General features: G+C 61.3%; 10 protein-coding genes, 3 pseudogenes and 1 riboswitch. Of the genes and pseudogenes, 11 read left to right on the plus strand and 2 right to left on the minus strand.

Annotated features, from left to right (window positions below; translation table 11 throughout):
* Window positions 1–114 precede the first annotated feature (114 nt).
* From F0P97_RS10550 to F0P97_RS10565, 4 genes and pseudogenes are all read left to right on the plus strand, one after another.
* Window positions 115–1,211: pseudogene (locus F0P97_RS10550) on the plus strand (IS3 family transposase).
* A 150-nt stretch (window positions 1,212–1,361) separates the two neighbouring features.
* Window positions 1,362–4,160 carry an HD domain-containing phosphohydrolase gene (locus F0P97_RS10555; protein ID WP_232538191.1) on the plus strand — a complete coding sequence of 933 codons (2,799 nt, stop codon included), beginning with the start codon at window positions 1,362–1,364 and terminating at the stop codon, window positions 4,158–4,160.
* Window positions 4,161–4,213: 53 nt separating this feature from the next.
* Window positions 4,214–5,447, plus strand: a pseudogene (locus F0P97_RS10560) (IS3 family transposase).
* Between the two features lie 42 nt (window positions 5,448–5,489).
* Window positions 5,490–5,681: pseudogene (locus F0P97_RS10565) on the plus strand (cupin domain-containing protein); the annotation flags it as partial.
* Between the two features lie 941 nt (window positions 5,682–6,622).
* On the opposite strand, the gene F0P97_RS10570 reads toward F0P97_RS10565, so the two are convergent.
* On the minus strand, window positions 6,623–7,003 hold the full coding sequence (locus F0P97_RS10570; protein ID WP_182286668.1) for a cell division protein ZapA: 381 nt from the start codon (window positions 7,001–7,003) through the stop codon (window positions 6,623–6,625).
* Window positions 7,004–7,043: 40 nt separating this feature from the next.
* Window positions 7,044–7,253, minus strand: coding sequence for a hypothetical protein (locus tag F0P97_RS10575; protein WP_003063053.1), 210 nt, complete (start codon window positions 7,251–7,253; stop codon window positions 7,044–7,046).
* Window positions 7,254–7,493: 240 nt separating this feature from the next.
* A riboswitch (cobalamin riboswitch) is annotated at window positions 7,494–7,734 on the plus strand.
* Between the two features lie 151 nt (window positions 7,735–7,885).
* Here F0P97_RS10575 and F0P97_RS10580 point away from each other — a divergent pair.
* From F0P97_RS10580 to cobO, 7 genes are read left to right on the plus strand one after another with little or no spacing between them, the layout of a single operon-like run.
* On the plus strand, window positions 7,886–9,766 hold the full coding sequence (locus F0P97_RS10580; protein ID WP_232538193.1) for a TonB-dependent receptor: 1,881 nt from the start codon (window positions 7,886–7,888) through the stop codon (window positions 9,764–9,766).
* A gap of 21 nt (window positions 9,767–9,787) precedes the next feature.
* Window positions 9,788–11,209: a cobyrinate a,c-diamide synthase gene (locus F0P97_RS10585; RefSeq protein ID WP_182286670.1), complete on the plus strand. Its 1,422-nt coding sequence runs from the start codon at window positions 9,788–9,790 to the stop codon at window positions 11,207–11,209.
* A 50-nt stretch (window positions 11,210–11,259) separates the two neighbouring features.
* Entirely contained in the window at window positions 11,260–11,841 is a 582-nt protein-coding gene (locus tag F0P97_RS10590) for a bifunctional adenosylcobinamide kinase/adenosylcobinamide-phosphate guanylyltransferase (RefSeq protein ID WP_182287169.1), read from the plus strand.
* Window positions 11,838–12,749: an ABC transporter substrate-binding protein gene (locus F0P97_RS10595; RefSeq protein ID WP_182286671.1), complete on the plus strand. Its 912-nt coding sequence runs from the start codon at window positions 11,838–11,840 to the stop codon at window positions 12,747–12,749. Before F0P97_RS10590 ends, F0P97_RS10595 begins: the two co-directional genes overlap by 4 nt.
* A complete protein-coding gene (locus F0P97_RS10600) occupies window positions 12,746–13,795 on the plus strand; it encodes a FecCD family ABC transporter permease (protein WP_182286672.1) in 1,050 nt (349 codons plus the stop codon). Before F0P97_RS10595 ends, F0P97_RS10600 begins: the two co-directional genes overlap by 4 nt.
* Window positions 13,792–14,589, plus strand: a complete 798-nt coding sequence (locus F0P97_RS10605) for an ABC transporter ATP-binding protein (protein WP_182286673.1) — start codon at window positions 13,792–13,794, stop codon at window positions 14,587–14,589. The genes F0P97_RS10600 and F0P97_RS10605 overlap by 4 nt, the downstream gene beginning before the upstream one ends.
* Before the next feature lie 60 nt (window positions 14,590–14,649).
* Window positions 14,650–15,219, plus strand: a complete 570-nt coding sequence (gene cobO, locus F0P97_RS10610) for a cob(I)yrinic acid a,c-diamide adenosyltransferase (RefSeq protein WP_003080011.1) — start codon at window positions 14,650–14,652, stop codon at window positions 15,217–15,219.
* The last annotated feature ends 9 nt before the right edge of the window (window positions 15,220–15,228 follow it).

The raw sequence follows: 15,228 nt of genomic DNA on the forward strand, positions 1-15,228 counted from the left end.
TCACACTTTAGTGAAACAAAACCATCATGAATACTGAATTTCAATGATGAGTGAAGCCTCCTCGATTCTTCACGCCACTTCAAAGTAGAGAATCCACCCCAGGGAGGTCTCTGCATGAAGAAATCCAGATTTACTGAAGCGCAAATCGTCGGCATCCTCAAGGAGGTTGAGCTAGGCGCCAAAGTCGGTGACACCTGCCGCAAACATGGCATCAGCGATGCCACGCACTACAAGTGGAAGAGCCAGTATTCAGGGATGTCCGTGCCGCATCGGGCCCAGATGCGACAACTGCAGCAAGAGAACGCCAAGCTCAAGCGCATGTATGCCGATTTGGTGCTCGTGCACCATGCCCTGAAGGATGTTGTCGAGCGAAAGCTCTAACCCCGGAGCGTCGGCAGTCCATCGTGCATGCGCTCATAACCGAGCATCGCCTAAGCCAGCGCAGAGCTTGTCAAACTGTGGGCCTGGTTCGATCAGCGCTGCGATATGCACCTGCGGCCTGTGACGACTTCAGGGTGATTGACTTCATCCAAGGATAGGTGGCATTGAATCCTCGTCACGGGTTTGGGCTGCTTTACGCCAGCGCCCGCTATCAAGAACAGCCCTGGGGCAAGACCGTGCTTTGGCGTGTGTACTGCCAGCTAAAGCTGAACCTGCCCAGACGGGGCAAGAAGCGTTTGCCTCAGCGCATCAGGCAGCCGTTGGAGGCAGCCCACAAGCCGAATCCGGACTGGAGCTGTGACTTCATGTCTGACGCCCTGTGGTCAGGCCGACGCTTCAGAACCTTCAACTTCATTGACGAGTTCAACCGGGAGTGCCTGTGCATCGAGATTGATACCAGCTTGCCTGCCGCTCGAGTGGCGCGGGCCTTGGAAGAGCTTGCCGAGGTCCGCAGGGTGCCACAGTCCATTCGCCTGGACAACGAGCCGGAGTTTATCGGCCAGGCATTGAAACAATGGGCACAGAGTAAAGGCATAGAGCTGAACCACATTCAGCCGGGCAAGCCGGCGCAGAACGCTTATGTTGAGCGTTTCAACAGAACTTACAGAACGGAGGTGCTCGACTGCCATGTCTTTGAATCGTTGCCGGAAGTGCGCTCGATGACCGAGGACTGGCTGCATCGCCACAACCTCCATCGTCCACATGAATCGATAGGCAGGATTCCGCCGGTCGCGTATCGTGTCAAACGTTTCCCCAACCTCTACTTTTAGGTGGCGCAGGAAAACGAGGAAGCTTGAATTAGACTGAACATTGATTGCAGGTGGCCCTACCTGCCGGAAGACTACCTGATGAACCACTCTGCGCGCTTTCCCTGGCAGCTACGCATTCGCGTGCACATCGCAGTCTTGACCATAGCCTGCATGGGCTTGGTGGCCATCTTGCTGATTGGCCTCGGGTGGGTGGCCACAACCCAGCGATTGGTGCAGGACTCTGGTCAGCGTGCAGCGCGCGACACCGAGGTGTTAAGTCAGCAGATACGCTTGCAGTTGACACCGGCGCAAGGGGCATTGCGCCATATCGGTGCTGGGCGCCTGCCCTTGGCGACGGATGAATCCAGCCGTTTGCAGGCGCTGGATGCATTGTTGGGCGAATTGCGTGCCAATCCGCTGGAAGCTGCCGTGTATGTCGCCTACCCGAATGGTGATTTCGTCGTGGTACGCCCTTTGAAACTGGACGTTGTACGGCAAAGCGTGGCAGCGCCCGATGGGGCAGAATTTTTGATCCAAACGGTCACACAACAGCCGGATGGCAGGCGCCTTGGCCGTTATCGCTTTCTAGACAAAGCCGGCAATCTGCAAGAAGTTCAGGACAAGCCAGATTACCAGTATGACCCGCGCACGCGCCCTTGGTACGCAGTCGCACGGCAACAGCCTGGTGTCGCGCAGCTGACGCAGCCCTACCGGTTTGCCACCACCCAGAGGCTGGGTGTGACACTGAGCCGGCAGTCTGCAACAGCCGATGCTGTGGTTGGCATCGACGTGGATTTTGATGATCTGGAGCAGTTGTTCTTGACGCTGCGTGCCACCCCAGGCACCCGCCTCGCCTTGGTTCACAGCAGTGGCCAGGTGATGGCGGCAACCGTCGACCTGCACAGTGTCGGTGGCGATGCGCAGCCGATGCTCGACGCCATCAACGAACCCCAGTTGCTCCAACTGCTCAAGGCCCCGAAGGCGTTTGGCACACCGCAGGTGATGGAGATCGAGGGGCACCGTTGGGTGGGTCTGCACACACAGATTGATATCGGTCTGGGCACCGCGCTCGATCTGCTGCAAATGCTGCCGTTTGACGAACTGGCCGCAGAGGCACGGCAACGCGCGCTCTACTTCATCGGCATGGCTGCGGCCTTGGCACTGTTGCTGCTGCCCCTAGGCTGGGCCGCCGGCAACGCCATTGGACGCAGCATCAATCTGCTGCGCGAGCGCAGCCTGCGCATCGCACGCTTCGACTTTACGGGAGCGCCGCTTCCTCCCAGCCGCGTCAGCGAAGTGGGCGAATTGTCCCAGGCCGTGCAACACATGGGAGGCACGATCGAAGCCTTCCTCAGCTTGACGGAAAGCCTGGCCACGGAGCCTGAGGTGGAGCGCATGCTGCAGCTTGTGCTTGAACAGCTGACGCAGGCCACCCAATCCGAGGCAGCAGCTGTCTATCTGTGGGATGCCCAATCTGCGCACATGCAGCGCGCCGCCCAGGCTGGCAGTTTGGCCATCCCCCTGTCCGAGCGCTTCACCTACCCGCCCTTGGATGACGCCGGAGCGGGGACCGCTGCGTCGGGCAGCGTCAAGCGGCTCGAATGTGAACTACGCGGTCGCCAAGGCGGTCTGCAAGGGCTTTTGGTGCTTGAGTTCAAGGCCGACGCGGCGCACGAAGATGCCGCCTTCTACCGGTTTGCCCGTCGTCTCTCGGGAATGTTGGCTGTGGCCATCGAGACACGCCAGCTTCTGGAATCGCAGCAGCGCTTGTTCGATGCCATCATCCAGCTGATGGCCGATGCCATCGACGCGAAAAGCCCCTACACCGGCGGCCATTGCGAGCGGGTTCCGCAGATGGCCATCGAATTCGCTGATCGCTTGCATGCATCTACTGATGGGCCGTATGCAAGCTTCAGCATGAACAAAAACGAGCGCTACGCGTTCCACTTGGGCGCGTGGCTGCACGACTGTGGCAAAGTGACCAGTCCAGAACACATCGTCGACAAGGCCACCAAACTTGAGGTCATCCGCAACCGTATCCATGAAGTGCGGCTGCGCTTTGAAATTCTGTGGCGGGATGCTGAACTGGCAGCCACGCGTGGCGAATTGAGCGCCGACCAGTTGCGCGCCCGCCAACTGCAACTGCAAGACGACTTCGCATTTGTCGCCAATTGCAATCTGGGGGGCGAGTTCCTGTCCGATGAATCCATTGCCAAATTGCGCAGCATCGGCGTGCAAGGCTGGCAACGCCATTTCGATGATCGCCTTGGTTTGTCGACCGCGGAGTTGCGCCAACTGGATGCATTGCGCCCCGAGGCGCCGCCGCTACCAGCAATCGAAGCCTTGCTGGCGGACCTTCCAGAACACCGGATTCCCTGGGGCGACGACTGTCCCGCCGTGGAAGTGGGAGACCCACACAACAAGTACGGTTTTGACATGAAGCGCCCCCCTTATCAGCAAGACCTTGGGGAACTGCACAACCTGAGTATCCGGCGTGGCACTCTCACTGACGAAGATCGCTTCAAAATCAACGACCATATGGTGCAGACCTACATCATGCTCAAGGGACTACCCTGGCCGACAGGGTTAGAGCAGGTCCCAGAGTTGGCTGCTACGCACCACGAACGCCTTGATGGCGAGGGTTATCCGCGGCGCATCCCGGGTGAGCGACTGGGTGTGCTGGACCGAGTGATGGCAATATGTGATGTATTTGAGGCGCTAACCGCTGCAGACCGCCCATACAAACCAGCCAAAACCTTGAGTGAGACTCTGCGAATCATGGCCTCTATGTGTATGGAGCAGCACCTGGACGCCGAGTTGTTCCGCTACTTTCTGCACACTAGGCTGTGGGAGGTATTTGCAGCTCGCTTCATGAAAGCCGAACAATACGATGCTGTGGATCTGGATGCTCTTGAAGCATTGCTACCTCTGCAGCCTAGTTCTACAAGTAGTTCTGAGATAGCCCCCTGAATCTCCGGACATGGTCCATCATTTATCTTTGAGATAGGCATAGGACTGTGCGTATGACTAGGCATACAGAGACGATTGAGGTCATCACCCGAGACCAGCGCAGGCGGCGCTGGTCGGCTGTCGAGAAGGCGGCCTTGATTCGCAAGACGTATGCCGGGCATGAGCGTCTCGCTTGTGGCCCGCCAGGAGGGCGTGTCGGCTAGCTTGCTATTCACTTGGCGGCGATTGGATCGCGAAGGCGCACTGGTGGTCGTGAGCGCCGGCGAAGCGGTTGTGCCGGCTTCGGAGCTGGCCGCAGCTCGCGCCGAGATCGCCAAGCTGCAACGTGTGCTGGGCAAAAAGACCTTGGAGAACCAGATCCTCAAGGAAGCCGTGGAGCTTGCCGCAGCAAAAAAGTGGATTGCGCGCTCGCCCTTGTTGCCTGGGGATGACCGATGAAGTCGGTCTGCTCGGTGCTGGGCGTGGCGCGCTCGAATCTGCATGTGCGACATCACCGCTCTGCCCACTGGCAGGACAGCCGCAGAGGCCGCACCCCGGTTCAGGATGAGCTCTTGCTGGCTGACCTGAGGTGCCACATTGCCGAGTTGCCCAGCTATGGCTATCGCCGCGCCGGTGCGCTGCTCAATCGAGAGCGACGTTCGCAAGGTCAACAGGTGCTGAACCACAAGCGCATCTACCGGGTCATGGCGCAGCATCGACTGCTGTTGCCCAAGGCGCCCAAGCGATGGCATTCGAGCCGTATTCACGATGGTCAGGTCAGTGTGCCGATGAGCAACATGCGCTGGTGCTCTGACGGCTTTGAGATCAAGTGCGATTCGGGCGAGACGGTCACAGCCACCTTCGCCAAGGACTGCTGCGACCGGGAGATCCTGGCCTGGCGAGCTTGGGAGGGCAAGGGACTTGCGGGAGAGCCTGTGCGCGACATGCTGGTGGAAGCCGTGGAGCGGCGCTTTGGCACGGCTGAAGCCGTGCCCCTGGAGCGTGAATTGGAGTTGCTCACCGACAACGACAGCGCCTACATCGCGCACGAGACGCGTGGCATTGCTAGATCGCTGGGCCTGAAGCCGATCAACACGCCCGTGTGTAGCCCGCAGAGCAACGGCATGGCCGAGAGCTTCGTCAACACCTTCAAGCGCGACTACATACCTGCGTGACGCGCCGACGGTGCTGGCGCAATTGCCGGTTGCGTTCGAGCACTTCAACGAAATCCACCCGAATTCGAGTTTGAAGATGATGTCGCCCAGGGAGTTCCGACGACGGCAGAATCACCCCGCCCATCAGGGCTAGCTTAGCGACAGGACGGTGTCCGGAACTACGGGGCAAGATCACCAGCTCTCACATGTGGGGCATGTCGTTTCAGGAACGCTCACTGTTCAAATGCAAGATGGCTCTCAGACAACGCTCAGTGCAGGCGAGTCATACGCAATCCCGCCCGGTCACGATGCCTGGGTCGAAGGCGGTGAGCCTTTCGTCGGCCTAGAAGTGCTGAGTGCGGATGTCTACGCAAAATCTTCCCAGTAGCGCAGATGTATGTATCGAGCGAATTTCGCGCTCCAAACGATCCAGGGTCTGAGTCCAGATCAAGACGCATGCAGCCTTGCTGAATGACGACTGTGGGTCGTTTACGGATTTCGAAGCTCGCGTGAGGCTTTGCGCGCCGCAGCTTCTTGTTCAGCGCCGCGCTCCTGCGGTGACTGTTCGCGGGCATAGGCGCGATACCACCCAGCCATGCCTTGCGAGATCATGGCCAAGTCTGCATCGAGTGTGCGCGGCGCCAGTTGGCGCTGAGGCGGGAGCAACCCAGACAGAGCACACTTGTCGCTTGTACCGGCCTATCTTGGTGCAACGTCGCTCAGCTTATTTCTGAAATGTCAGAGCTCGGCTAGTGCTTACCGAACACCTTCTCCAAAGGGCTGCTCGCGTTCTGGGGCGTCGATGCCCTACGGCCTGACTTTGACTTGCTCATAAGCGCCAGATTGGCCGCAGTGAACTGTCAGAGTGCACCGTCCGAGATGCCGACAAGGAGGCAAAGGAGGGCGGCTGCCGAGCATGACCTCAGTCCATTAGGCAAGAAAAAAGCCCGCAATGCGGGCTAATCATCAATTCAAAACAGATGCGTAAGTTGTTGATTTCAATGACGTACAACTGCTTGGTTTTGTTTGGCCTTTTAGGCTGTTTTTATCAAAAAACCAACTGAATCAACAGCCCGTGGCGTGTAAAGGTGTCTGCAAATGCCACCGATTCGTCATCCTGAACCGGGGGTTCAGGTGGGCAAGAGCAACCTATCGTTGGGTTCATCTGACGCGAGACGATCACGCTCAATAGGTGATTTATCAAGCCCATGCTCGTTGAGCATTGGTTCAAGGAAATATAAAAACCGGCAGATTTGCAGACGGTTTTATTCTAACGGGTATTGGCAGTCGCGCGGAGGTCATGACTGCTTTGCTGCTGAGGTTACCTGATCAGAGCAGCCTGGCGTCAGCATCCAGTGCCTGATCGAGCTTGAGCACCAGTTGCTCGGCAAGCTCTTGCTGGCGCTGCAGTTCAGCCTGGGCGGCCTCATTGACCTCGGGGGGCGCGAACTGCTCCTGAGCAAGCGCCTGCATTTCAGCCTGGGCGTTGGCCATATGCGCCTGCTGGGCATCGCGGTCGAGCACATCGAACGCCATGTTGAGGGCTGCCAGCACTGCCACCCGCTCGCGTGAGCGGACCTTGCCGCTGTCGCGGATACGGGTCATCGCCTCGTCCACGCGGCGAACGGCTTCCTGCACACGTTCTTCTTGACCATCGGGGCAGGTCAGCACATAGCTTTGCTGCATGATTTGCACATCGATCTGCTTCATGGGCGTCAGTGGCGGGTCTAGTGATGGAGGGTGACGGCTGTCACTCTCCCTGGTTGGCGGGCAGGCGTTCGATCAATGCATCGACGCGCGCACGTGCGGCCTGCAGGCGCAGACGCAGCAAATCGCGCTCTTGCGTCAGAGCGATGACCTGATCGGTGAGCAGGGTGTTGGTGCGCTGCAGTTCCTCGTGGCGCACCAGCAGACGCTCTACGCGCTCGGCAATGAGATCAAGAGAGGGCTGGGTGGTCATAGACTCTGCCATTGTAGGTCTTGCAGTCCGTGGGTGAGTATAAATGTGCAGGCAAATTCGCAGTTTGCGCCAGAGCACGGCCTGCTTGACTGCCGCAGTCGGGAAACTGCAATATTTCTCTCAAAATCGTAGCGTGCTGCGCAAGTTCTGTGTGCCTCAAAGGCGTGTTTAAGGTAAAAAATCGTCACCTGAACCGCGCAAGGCTACTTCGAATGAAGGATTTGCGCCGCGTAGCGCTCATTACAATGGGCGCCTGTTGGTGCTCGAGGCTGCTTTCTGTGGTCTCAGTTCAACGGGAAGCAGGGAGGGGCTGGCCAGATGCACTGGCTCTCCGAACCTGCGCTGCCCCCGCAACGGTCGGCGAATGGAATGCTGCGGCATTCCGCCTTTTTCCCCATGGCCACTGGCGCTGCGCGCTGGGAAGGCCGGCAAGAGGATGATTCGCCTAGCCCGGATACCGGCCAACACAGTGGATGCGCGCGTCTTTTTCCGATAGGGGTGCTCAGCCGTTATTGCCCATAGGTCGACGGGGAAGTCGGCGGGGTTTTTTGCTTTTGTTTCCCCCTATGAAGAGATATACCTCATGCGCATATTTGGGCGCGCTGAACCTTGCCATCGCTGGTGTATTGCCTGTGACTGCTCAGGCTCAGGAAACCGGTGTCAGCGCACTGCCCGAAACCATAGTCACTGCCACGCGCTTTTTGGAACCGGCTGCCAGCCTGCCTCTGGGTGTGAGTGTGATTACGGCGCGGGACATCCAGGCCGCAGGCGTGAGTACTGTCAATGAGGCGCTGATGCGCCTGCTCGGCGTGGTCGGGCGACAAGATATGTATGGGGGCGGCGACTATGCCTTGGATTTGCGCGGCTTTGGGACTACGGCCGATAGTAACCAGGCGGTGATTGTTGACGGCATCAAAGTCAGCGAGGCCGACCTGGGCGGCACACGCTTGGCTGGGATTCCAATCGAGAGTGTGGAGCGCATAGAAGTGCTGCGCGGCAGCGGTGCGGTGCTCTATGGCGAAGGCGCTACGGGGGGCGCGATAGTCATTACGACCAAGGCCGGTGCGGGCAAGGGTCGTCGCAACACAGCCATGGTGCAGGCGGGCGTCGGCAACTATGGCTTGCGAGAGGCGCGCGCCAGCGCAACGCTGGTGGGCGGAGGCTTTTCGATGGATGTGTCCGGCACCAAGCGCAAGGCCGACAACCATCGCGACAATTTCAAGTCTGACTTCGACGGCATATCGACTACGGGGCAATGGGCCAACGACTGGCTGCGTGCAGGCGTGCGCTATGCCGAGGATTCGATGGACACCGGCTTGCCGGGCTCGCTGACTGCGGCCCAGTATGCGGCCAATCCGCGACAGACCAGCACTCCTTCGGACCATGGCCGCATCGACAACCAACGTACCACGGTGTTTGCCAGTGCCACGCTGGGCGAGTGGGAGTTGGCGGCCGATATGGGCCACCGCGAAAAGCAACTGCGCTATGTCGCGTCCTGGGGGGGCTATGCCTATGACATAGAGGCTGATAGCTATGCGCTGCGCGCCCGCCACTCCGCGCGTTTGGCGAGTATGGACAATGTGTTTGTCGTTGGCAGCGATTACAGCCGTTGGACGCGCGATGTGTTGGGAAACTCTGGATCGCGGTCAAAGGCTACTACGCATGCGTTCTACCTGAAGGATGATCTGACGCTGTCGGGGAGCCGCACCCGCCTGAGTTTGGGTCTGCGCACCGAACGGATCGAAAAGCTTTCGTCGTCGAGTACAGATGGTTTGTCCGATCGCCAAAATGCTTGGGAGCTGGGCGTCAGCCAACCTCTGGGCATGGTCTGGACTGCCTATGCTCGCGTGGGTCGCAGCTTCCGTCTGGCCAATGTAGACGAGTTCACTTTTACCAACCCCACGGTGGCTCTGCGTCCTCAAACTTCGCGCGATACCGAGTTGGGACTGCGCTGGGCGGGCGAGAGAACCAAGGCTGATGTCCGCTTGTATCGCAGCGTGCTGACGAATGAGATCGGTTATGACCCCAACGGAGTGGGACCTTTCGGTCCTGGCTCGAACATCAACTTCGATCCTACGCGCCGACAGGGGCTGGAGGCCAGTGCCAGCTATGCGGTGAGCGCAGCGCTTGACTTGAGCGCCAATATCGCACTGCGCCGCTCCACCTTCCGTGAAGGGCCTTATGCTGGTCACCAGGTCCCGCTGTCGCCAAACCGCACGATATCGCTGCGCGTAGGCTGGCAGATAGCATCCGCGCATCGTCTGAGTGGCGGGATTCAGTGGGTCTCTTCGCAGCGGCCAGATTTTTCCAACCAATGCCGCATGCCCGGTTATATGAACGCAGACGTGCGCTACGCCTACCAGTGGAGGGACACGGAATTTGCGTTGGCCGTGGGCAACCTGATGAACCGAAAGTTCTACACCCAGGCCTATGGCTGCGTGGGCGGTGTCACCACGTCTATCTATCCCGAGGCAGGCCGCACCGTCATGGCGACGCTGCGTCAGCATTTCTGATCAGTGAGCAGAGGGAGTGAAATGGAGGCTTTACTGACTTTGCAACCAGCCCAGGATGCAGTCCGCTGCCCCGCGCTGCTGATCAGTGCTCCCGCCTCCGGCCAGGGCAAGACCACCGTGACGGCTGCTCTGGCACGGCTGCATGCGCGCCAGGGACGCAAGGTGCGTGTATTCAAGTGCGGGCCGGATTTTCTGGACCCCTACTGGCATGAGCTGGCCAGTGGTTCGCCGGTGCATTCGGTGGATTTGTGGATGACGGGCGAGGCGGATGTGCGCCAGCGCCTGCATGAGGCGGCCCAGGAGGCCGATCTGATTCTTGTCGAAGGCGTGATGGGCCTGTTCGACGGCAACTTCAGCGCGGGCGATCTGGCGCAGTTGCTGGGTCTGCCCGTGCTGGCCGTGGTCGATGCCTCGGCCATGGCAGGCACTTTCGGGGCGCTGGCCTATGGCTTGCAGCATTACCGTGATGGTATGCGCTGGGCCGGCATGCTGGCCAACCGCGTCGCCACGGCCCATCATGCCGATCTGCTCAGGCAAGGCCTGCGTGAGCCGTCGCTGTGGCAGGGGGCCATGCCGGGTGTGCAATTGGGCGATGCAGCAGTCAAGGCCAGGTCTGCGGCGCTGCTGCCCGAGCGCCACCTGGGCCTGATCGCAGCCCACGAGCTCGGCGATGCCCTGCAGCGTCTGGATGCCGCAGCCGATGCCCTGGCCCATACGCCGCTGGGGCAAAGGGCCTGGGGTTCGGACGACGGCCAGCCCAGCTGGCAGGATTGGTGCGTGGACTTTGCCGCGACGGACATTCGTGCTGATCAGCCGCGCGTGGAGCCCTGGCTGAGCAGCCGTCGCATTGCCATTGCGCGCGATGCGGCGTTTTCGTTTATCTATCCCGCCAATCTGGACTGCCTGCGTGCCATGGGGGCCGAGCTGTGCTTTTTCTCGCCGCTGGCTGGCGATGCGCTGCCGCTCTGCGATGCGATCTGGCTGCCCGGCGGCTATCCGGAGCTACATGCCCGGGCCCTGTATGAGAACCGGCAGTTGCGCGACGGCATTGCCGAGCATATGGCGCAGGGCAAGCCGGTCTGGGCAGAGTGCGGCGGCATGCTGGCCCTGTGTGACGGAGTGACTGCCCTGGACGGCAGCACCCAGCCCATGTGGGGGCTGCTGCCCGGTCAGGTCGTCATGCAGAGCCGGCTCGGCGGTCTGGGCATGCAGCAACTGGCACTCGATACGGGCTTGTTGCGCGGTCATACCTTTCACTACACAAGGCTGGAGACAGCCATGCCGGTGCTTGCACGCAGCAGTCGCCCCGGCGCGACCGTTCAGGCTGATCGTGGTGAGGCACTTTATCAGCATGGCAGTGTGCGAGCCAGTTACTTTCATGCCTGGTTTCCGTCCTGCCCGGCAGCGGTGGCGTCGCTTTTTGGCGCAACAATCGAAGACTGAATCTTTCGTCCATCACCACCATGAGCCCTGCAAGCACAGTCTCCTTCGTCATGCCGCGTACCCAGCTGATTCTGGGCGGGCAAAAAAGCGGCAAATCCCGTCGTGCGGAGCTGCTGGCGCGCCAGTGGCTGCAGGCGGATGCCGGGCATCAGGCAGCGCTGGTGGCAACCGGCCAGGCCTGGGATGCGGAGATGAGCGAGCGCATTGCGCGCCACCAGCGTGACCGCGCCGAGCGCGTGCCAGGCATGCTGACCATAGAGGAGCCGCGCGAGCTGGCCCAGGTGCTGGCGCAGCACAGCAGCCCGCAGCGGCTGCTGGTGATTGATTGCCTGACCTTGTGGCTGACGAACTGGCTGATGCCGGTGCAGGCCGAGGATTTGGAGAGAAATCAGTCTCAAACCCATGACTGGCAAGAGCAGATAGCTCTCTTTTTGAAAGCGATTGATGAAGCGGCAGGCCCTGTCATTCTGGTTGGCAACGAAATCGGTCTGGGCGTGATTCCCATGGGGCGCGAAGTGCGCGCCTTTGTCGATGCGCTGGGCTTGCTCAATCAGCAGGCGGCTGCGCATTGCGAAAGCGTCACGCTGATGTGCGCCGGCTTGCCGCTGGCGCTGAAAGGGCCGCAGGCATGAGGGCCGCCGTAAAATATTTTGCCGCTGCTGCGCTGCTTGTTTGTGGCCTGGCTGGTGCGTTGTCGGTGGCCGCGCAGTCCGTGCAGATCACCGATGGACGTGGCGCACAGGTGCAATTGGCAAAGCCGCCGCAGCGCATCGTCAGCCTGCTGCCTTCGCTGACCGAGAGCCTGTGTGCGCTGGGCGGCTGCGAGCGTCTGGTGGGGGTGGATCGCTATTCCAACTGGCCAGCCCATGTGAAGACCTTGCCCGTGGTGGGCGGCGGGCTGGATCCGAATATCGAGAGCATTGTGGCGCTCAAGCCCGATCTGGTGCTGGTTTCCATGGCGTCACGGGCCATTGCGCGAATGGAGGCGCTGGGCCTCAAGGTCGTAGCGCTGGAGCCGCGCACCCACGAGGAAGCACGCACTGTGCTGCAAAAGCTGGGCGTGTTGCTGGCCTTGCCGCCGGCGCAGGGTGCAGACCGTGTCTGGGCCGGGATAGAGGCCGATATGAGCAAGGCCGCCGCCAGCGTGCCTCTGTCCATGCGTGGCCAGCGTGTGTACTTTGAGGCCAGCCGCGGCCCTTATGCCGCAGGCGAAAGATCCTTTATCGGCCAGACGCTGACGCGGCTGCATCTGCGCAACGTGGTCGACGCCAGGCAAGGGCCGTTTCCGCGCCTGAATCCCGAATATGTAGTCAAGCAGGACCCAGACCTGTTGATGGCCGGTGAGCGCTCCTGGAAAAATGGCATGCCAGAGTATCCGGGCTGGGCGCAAATGCGAGCCGTGAAGCAAGGGGCCATTTGCTCCTTCACGCCCGAGGAATCCGACATTTTGGTGCGCCCAGGTCCCCGCATGGCCGAAGGCGCGCAGCTCATCGCCCGATGCCTGAATGGGTTGGCCGCCAAGCAGGGCAAGAGTCGATGAGCGACAAGCCCTCTGGCAGCACTCATGCTCCCAATACTCAGGCAGGCATTGCTGCGCCCTGGCTGCTGATCTGGCTGGCGCTGGCTGCAACTGTGCTGGTCCTGCTGGGTGCGGGAGTTGGCAGCACGGGTTTTGAGAGCGTGCTCAATGCCCGCCAAGACCCGCTAGCCTGGCAGATCGTGATGAATATTCGTCTGCCGCGCACGGTGGCGGCCCTCCTGGCCGGAGGCCTGCTGGGGCTGGCTGGGGCGGTGGCGCAGGGCGTGTTTCGCAACCCGCTGGCCGATCCTTATTTGCTGGGCAGTGCCTCGGGCGCATCGCTGGGCGTGGCGCTGGCCATGGGTGCCCTGGGTGTCTCGCCTTTCGCTCTGGCCGGCCTGGCCCGCTGGGGCGTGACGGGTGCCGCTTTTGCTGGTGCCGTGCTTGCCGTGGTGCTGACCCTGGTGCTGGCCAAGGGCGTGCAGAACACCATGCGATTGCTGCTGGCCGGCGTGGTAGTGGGCGTGGTGCTGGGGGCCGTGGCGTCGCTGGTGGTGCTGATGAATCCCGATATTTTGCAGGCCATGCAGTCCTTCATGCTGGGCAGCACGGCCTTTGCGGGCTGGCCTGCCTGCAGGCTGATGCTGTGGGTGCTGCTGCCCACGCTGGTGCTGTCATGGAGCCTGAGCCGGGTGCTCGACGGGCTGGCACTTGGCGAGGCTACGGCCCATAGTCTGGGCCTGCCGCTGGCGCCGCTGCGCCTGCTGCTGATCGTGCTGCTGGCGCTGGCCACGGGTACGGCCGTGGCGCAGACCGGCCTGATCGCTTTTGTAGGCCTGGCCGCGCCCCATCTGGTGCGTTCCGTGGTGCGCGCGCTGCACCGCTGGCTGCTGGTGCTGAGCAGTCTGACGGGGGCGGTGCTGCTGCTGGCCGCCGATCTGCTGGCGCGCTGGCTGATCGCACCGCAGGAGCTGCCCGTGGGGGTGCTCACCGCCGTGCTGGGAGGCAGCTATCTGCTCTGGCTGATGCACAAGCGTGGCGCCATGCCGTCTGGAGATGGCACATGAATGGCGATATCGACACTGGTATCGCATTGGCGACCGATGCCCTGAGCGTGCAGCTGGGCGAGCGTGAGGTGCTGCGCCAGATCAGCCTGCGCATTTCCCAGGGCCGCTGGACGGCCATCGTCGGCCCCAATGGCGCGGGCAAGTCCACGCTGCTGCGCGCCATGGCAGGCATGCGTGCCGCCAACCAGCGGCAAAGCGGTGCCGTGTTCCTGCAGGGCCGCAAGCTCGGCGACTGGAATGGCCGCGAGCGTGCCAAGGCCCTGGCCTGGCTGGGCCAGAATCAGCCTGTTGCGGCCGATATGGCCGTGTATGACGTTGTCATGCTGGGGCGTTTGCCCCACCAGGGCTGGCTGGCACCGGCCTCGAACGCCGACCGGCAGGCCGTGGAGCAGGCGCTGCGCCAGACCCACGCCTGGGACTGGCGCCAGCGCAGCATAGGCCAGCTATCGGGCGGTGAACGCCAGCGCGTGCTGCTGGCACGGGCTCTGGCAGTGCAGGCCCGGACCCTGCTGATGGACGAGCCGCTGGCCAATCTTGACCCGCCCCACCAGACCGACTGGATGCTGACGGCCCGCAGTCTGGTGCAGCAAGGCGTGACCCTGGTCAGCGTGCTGCACGAGCTGTCCTTTGCCCTGCTGGCCGATGAAATGGTCGTTATGCAGGCCGGCCGTATCACCCACCAGGGCGCGTGCGGCGATCCTGCCACCCATGCCGCGCTGGAGGCCGTGTTTGACCGGCGCATACAGGTGCGCGAACTCGACGGCCTATGGCTGGCCCTGCCGCGCCTGAGCTGAGCTCGGCCGTAATTCTTGAATTTTTGCCCTTAAGCCCTTGATAGACAAGCGAGAGTAGCTATGAATATTGAAACGCCTCCCACCGAGAAGCCTTACGAAAAGCCCGAGGGCGAGCGCCGCGGCCTGATCATCGTCAACACCGGCAATGGCAAGGGCAAGAGCACAGCCGCCTTTGGTCTGGCCTTTCGCGCCACGGGCCGGGGCAAGGCCGTCAAGGTCTATCAGTTCATGAAGGTGCCCACGGCCCGCTTTGGCGAGCATCGCCTGGCCGAGCAGGTCGGTCTGCCCATCGAAGGGCTGGGCGATGGCTTCAGCTGGAAGAGCAAGGACCTCGATCACTCCGCCCAGCTGGCGCGTGACGGCTGGGAAAAGGCCAAGGCCGATATTCTTTCGGGCGAGCTGTTCCTGGTCGTGCTCGACGAGATCACCTATCCGCTGATCTATGGCTGGCTGCCGCTGCAGGAGGTGCTGGACACGCTCAAGGCGCGCCCCAAGGATGTGCATGTCTGCCTGACAGGTCGCCGCTGCCCGCAGGAAATCATCGACATCGCCGACACCGTGACCGAGATGACGCTGATCAAACATGCCTTTCAGGCGGGTATTCCCGCTCAAAGAGGTATCGAAGACTGATGGCTTTTG

Source organism: Comamonas testosteroni, from assembly GCF_014076415.1.
Classification (GTDB): Bacteria; Pseudomonadota; Gammaproteobacteria; order Burkholderiales; family Burkholderiaceae_C; genus Comamonas; species Comamonas testosteroni_F.

Bases quoted from the DNA above. Each gene is read 5' to 3' on its own strand.
- F0P97_RS10555 (WP_232538191.1), top strand. From the start codon at position 1,362: ATGGGCTTGGTGGCCATCTTGCTGATTGGCCTCGGGTGGGTGGCCACA.
- F0P97_RS10570 (WP_182286668.1), bottom strand. From the start codon at position 7,003: ATGAAGCAGATCGATGTGCAAATCATGCAGCAAAGCTATGTGCTGACC.
- F0P97_RS10575 (WP_003063053.1), bottom strand. From the start codon at position 7,253: ATGACCACCCAGCCCTCTCTTGATCTCATTGCCGAGCGCGTAGAGCGT.
- F0P97_RS10585 (WP_182286670.1), top strand. From the start codon at position 9,788: ATGGAGGCTTTACTGACTTTGCAACCAGCCCAGGATGCAGTCCGCTGC.
- F0P97_RS10590 (WP_182287169.1), top strand. From the start codon at position 11,260: ATGCCGCGTACCCAGCTGATTCTGGGCGGGCAAAAAAGCGGCAAATCC.
- F0P97_RS10595 (WP_182286671.1), top strand. From the start codon at position 11,838: ATGAGGGCCGCCGTAAAATATTTTGCCGCTGCTGCGCTGCTTGTTTGT.
- F0P97_RS10600 (WP_182286672.1), top strand. From the start codon at position 12,746: ATGAGCGACAAGCCCTCTGGCAGCACTCATGCTCCCAATACTCAGGCA.
- F0P97_RS10605 (WP_182286673.1), top strand. From the start codon at position 13,792: ATGAATGGCGATATCGACACTGGTATCGCATTGGCGACCGATGCCCTG.
- cobO (WP_003080011.1), top strand. From the start codon at position 14,650: ATGAATATTGAAACGCCTCCCACCGAGAAGCCTTACGAAAAGCCCGAG.